Origin of the sequence: Salipiger sp. HF18, assembly GCF_011806505.1 — a bacterium.
Classification (GTDB): Bacteria; Pseudomonadota; Alphaproteobacteria; order Rhodobacterales; family Rhodobacteraceae; genus Salipiger; species Salipiger thiooxidans.
Genome location: NZ_JAATOS010000358.1, coordinates 1 through 4,167, shown reverse-complemented (window position 1 = coordinate 4,167; position 4,167 = coordinate 1). Strand labels below are relative to the sequence as shown.

The 4,167-nt window shown below is 68.3% G+C and carries 4 protein-coding genes; 2 read left to right on the top strand and 2 right to left on the bottom strand.

The window, feature by feature from the left end; all coding sequences use genetic code 11:
• Together HC022_RS20440 and HC022_RS20435 are read right to left on the bottom strand one after the other, a co-directional pair.
• The coding region (locus HC022_RS20440) for a CarD family transcriptional regulator (protein WP_303049085.1) at positions 1-1,647 on the bottom strand (1,647 nt) is incomplete at its 3' end.
• Positions 1,648-1,706: 59 nt separating this feature from the next.
• Complete coding sequence (locus HC022_RS20435) at positions 1,707-2,234, bottom strand: component of SufBCD complex (protein WP_167453640.1); 528 nt, start codon at positions 2,232-2,234, stop codon at positions 1,707-1,709.
• Positions 2,235-2,334: 100 nt separating this feature from the next.
• On the opposite strand from HC022_RS20435, the gene hemB reads away from it, so the two are divergent.
• Together hemB and HC022_RS20425 are read left to right on the top strand one after the other, a co-directional pair.
• On the top strand, positions 2,335-3,333 hold the full coding sequence (gene hemB, locus HC022_RS20430) for a porphobilinogen synthase (RefSeq protein ID WP_167453639.1): 999 nt from the start codon (positions 2,335-2,337) through the stop codon (positions 3,331-3,333).
• 159 nt (positions 3,334-3,492) lie between these two features.
• Entirely contained in the window at positions 3,493-4,047 is a 555-nt protein-coding gene (locus HC022_RS20425; protein ID WP_008885200.1) for a YSC84-related protein, read from the top strand.
• Positions 4,048-4,167 lie beyond the last annotated feature (120 nt).

Genomic DNA, 4,167 nt, shown 5'->3' with positions numbered 1-4,167 from the left:
GCCGAGACGGTCGAGCAGACCTTCCTCGTGGCCGTAGCGCGAGAGCAGTTCGATGTTCTCGACCGGCAGGTAAAGCCTTGCGCCCTCGGCATATTCCAGCAGAAGGCACTCGTGCGCGGCGCCCGCGGCGGTGATCACCTCCATACCCTGGTAGCGGCCGATGCCGTGATCGACGTGGACCACCAGATCACCCGGCGACAGCGATTGCGTCTCGGTCAGGAAGTTCTCGGCCTTGCGACGCTTCTTGGGCGCGCGGATCAGCCGGTCACCGAGCACGTCCTGCTCGGAGATCACCGTGATGCGCTGCCTGTCCTTCGGGTCGCCCCAAGGCGCCTCGAAGCCGCTCTCCAGCGCCCAGACAGCCAGATGCAGTCCGCGCTTGCCGATGCGGGTGCCGGTGTTGACCGGGATCGCCTCGGCCAGCCCCTCGTCCTCGATGAGCCCGGTCAGGCGCTCGCGCGCGCCCTCAGACCACGAGGCGATGAGCACCGGGCCATCTTGCAGTTTCTTCTCAACATGATCAGCTAAGGAACCGAAAAGGCTGATGCTTTCCTGCTGGCGCTCGGGCGCGAAGTTGCGCCCGATGCGGCCGCCCGCGTCCACCACGCCGGGCCCGCTGGCCTGCTGCAACGGATGGAACTGCACCACGCGGCGACCCTCAACCGCCATGTCCCAGGCGGTGTCGTCGAGATAGAGCTGCCCCGGCGGCACCGGCTTGTAGACCGAGTCCATCCGGCCCTTCTGGGTCATCGCGTGGCGGCGGGGGTCGTACTGGTCCTCGATGCTTTCCCAGCGCGCCAGACGGGCGGGCGTGAGCTGGTCATCCATCATCACCGGCGCGCCCGGCAGGTAGTCGAAGAGCGTCTCGAGCCGGTCGTGGAAGAACGGCAGCCAGTGCTCCATGCCCTGCTGCTTGCGGCCTGCGCTCACCGCCTCGTAGAGCGGATCGTCGGCACCGCCGGCGCCGAACTCGACGCGGTAGTTCTGCCGGAAGCGCAGGATCGAGGCCTCGTCGAGGATGACCTCGGAGACAGGGGCCAGCTCGACCAGCTCGAGCCTATCGGTGGTGCGCTGCGACACCGGGTCGAAACGGCGCGCGCCGTCGAGCACGTCGCCGAAGAGGTCGAGCCGCACCGGCCCGCCGTCCCCCGGCGGGTAGATGTCGATGATGCCGCCCCGGATGGCGTAGTCTCCGGGTTCGGTCACCGTCGGCGCCTGCGAGAAGCCCATGCGCACGAGGAAGCCACGCAGCGCCGCCTCGTCCACCCGGCTGCCGACGCGGGCCGAGAACGCCGCCTCGCGCAGGATCTCGCGCGCGGGGATGTACTGCGTCGCCGCCGAGAGCGTGGTCAGCAGCACGAAACCCGAGGGCATGCCGTGCACCAGCCCCGCCAGCGTCGCCATGCGCGCCGCCGAGATGTCGGGGTTGGGCGACACCCGGTCATAGGGCAGGCAGTCCCAGGCCGGGAAGCGCACCACCGGCATGTCGGGCGCGAAGAAGGCCAGCGCCTCGGCCATGGCGGCCATGCGCTTGTCGTCGCGGGCAATGTGGATGACCGGGCCGCCGGCTTTGGCGGCCTCGGCGAGCACGAGGCGCGCGTCGAAACCTTCGGGCGCGCCGCCCATGATGATGCGGGACTGTGACATGGTCATGGGATGTGGCCTGCGAGGGGGCTGCCGTCAACCGCCCAGTTCGGGCGCGGGGATCAGCCCCCCAGCGCGGTGTAGGACATGTTCTGGAACATTCCCCAGAGCGCGGTGACGAAGATCGAGAGCATCCCGATGACCTGGATCCAGAAGCGGTGCGACGACAGCTTCTTCCACAGGTCCGGGCCGCAGAGCGCCTCGCCCCGGATGCGGGCGGCGGTGGCGACGCTGAGCAGCCCCACCAGCGACATCGGGAAGGCCAGCAGGAAGAGCGCCTGCGACAGCTCGATGCGGTAGACGAAGCCCGAGACGGCGAGCGCCGAAAGCAGCGCAGAGCCGATGGCGACGGCCCAGAGGCCGGTCTCCTCGGCGATGTAGAGCAGACGGTTCACGTTGATACGGACCACGTCCTCGAGATCCCGCGCCGCCTGCCCGCCGTGGCGTCGGGCGCGGCCCACCATGTCGAAGGGAACGCCGATGACCCAGTGGCTGGCCGAGGACCATGTGACCGCCAGCGCGATCCAGAACCAGAGGTTCGAAAACGACCGCATGTCGATGGTTTCGAGAACGATCTGATACCAGTCCAAGAGGGGCCCGTAGTCCTATTCAGCGGCCCATTGTCGCGCGGGCCTTGTGACAGCCGCCTATCCATGCCACCCAAGTGGCCTGTTTACAAGAGAGGCACCGATGAAACCCACGCTAGCCGCCTTTCCGGCAACACGGCTCCGCAGGCTTCGGAAATCCCCCGCGATACGCGCATTGGTGAACCAGTCCGTCCTGACCCCCGCCGACTTCATCTGGCCGGTCTTCGTGCGCGACGGCGAGGGCGTGTCCGAGCCCATCGCCTCGCTGCCGGGCGTCAACCGGTTGTCGGTCGACAAGGTCGTCGAGGCCGCGCAGGAAGCCTACGCCCTCGGCATCCCGGCGATCTGCCTCTTTCCCTATACCGACCCCTCGAAGCGCAGCGAGGATTGTGCCGAGGCGTGGAACCCCGAGAACCTCTCGAACCGGGCGGCGCGCGCCATCAAGGACGCGGTCCCCGACATGGCGATCATGAGCGACGTGGCGCTCGACCCCTACAGCTCGACCGGGCATGACGGCTTCGTCCTGAACGGCGAGATCGTCAACGACGAGACCGTGGAGGCGCTGGTCAAGCAGGCGCTCAGCCAGGCCCGCGCAGGCGTCGACATCATCGGCCCCTCGGACATGATGGACGGGCGCATCGGCGCCATCCGCGCCGAGCTCGAGCGCGAGGGCTTCCGCAACACGCTGCTGCTGAGCTACGCCGCCAAGTACGCCTCGGCCTTCTACGGCCCGTTCCGCGACGCGGTGGGCGCGAGCGGCGCGCTCAAGGGCGACAAGTCCACCTACCAGATGCAGCCCGGCAACTCGGACGAGGCGATGCGGCTGATCGAGCGCGACCTGAGCGAGGGCGCCGACATGATCATGGTCAAGCCCGGCATGCCCTATCTCGACATCTGCCGCCGCGCCAAGGACAGCTTCGGGGCGCCCACCTTCGCCTACCAGGTGTCGGGCGAGTACGCGATGCTGGCGGGCGCGGCCGAGCGCGGCTGGCTCGACCATGACCGGGTGATGATCGAGAGCCTCACCGCCTTCAAGCGCGCAGGCTGCGACGGGGTGCTGTCCTATTTCGCCCCGGCGGCGGCAAAGCTGCTCAACGGCTGACAAAAGGTGAAGCCGGAATGGCGGAATGCCGCGCGTCTGCGCGCCTTCGGCGTGACAGGAACGGCTTCCGCCGCTATAAAGTACGACATAAACCGGCGGCACAGCCGGGCAATAGTGGCAGCGTCAGGCACATATTCAGACAGGACAGAGAGCAGATCCATGGACATTACACGACGCACGCTCACCCTCGGACTGGGGGCGATGGGCGTTCTCGCAGGGTGCGGCAACGGCATTGGAAGCACCGGCAGCAACACGATCGACGCCCGCGTCGACAGCACGCTGAGCCAGATGTACACGCAGTTTCCCGGCACGGTCGACCTCGCGCAGAAGGCCTCGGGCCTTCTGGTGATGCCGCTGGTGACCGAGGCCGGGCTTGGCCTTGGCGGCGCCTACGGCCGCGGCGCGCTGCGCGTGGGCGGCAGCACGGTTGACTACTACTCGATGGTCAAGGGCTCGGGCGGCCTGCAGATCGGTGCGCAACAGTACGCGCACGTGCTGTTCTTCATGACGCAGGAAGCGCTGCTGAACTTCCGCCGCTCGCCGGGCTGGGCCGCGGGCGCCAACATCGAATATGCGACCCCCGAACAGGGCGAGACGCTGGCGGCCGAGACCACCACCTCGATGGCGCCGGTGATCGCGGTGATTTTCGGCCAGTCCGGGCTGCGCGTCGGCGCCACGCTCGACGGCACCAAGTACACCCGCATCATCCCCTGATCCGTGGCGGGGGGCTCCGGCCCCCTTCCCTTTGCGCGCCCCCTAATCGCGCCCCTGCCCGCGCTGGCGGTCAGCCGCGCTGCATCGTCCCGGGGGCATCCGGCGCCTCCTCGATGGGAC

Bases quoted from the DNA above. Each gene is read 5' to 3' on its own strand.
- hemB (WP_167453639.1), top strand. From the start codon at position 2,335: ATGAAACCCACGCTAGCCGCCTTTCCGGCAACACGGCTCCGCAGGCTT.
- HC022_RS20425 (WP_008885200.1), top strand. From the start codon at position 3,493: ATGGACATTACACGACGCACGCTCACCCTCGGACTGGGGGCGATGGGC.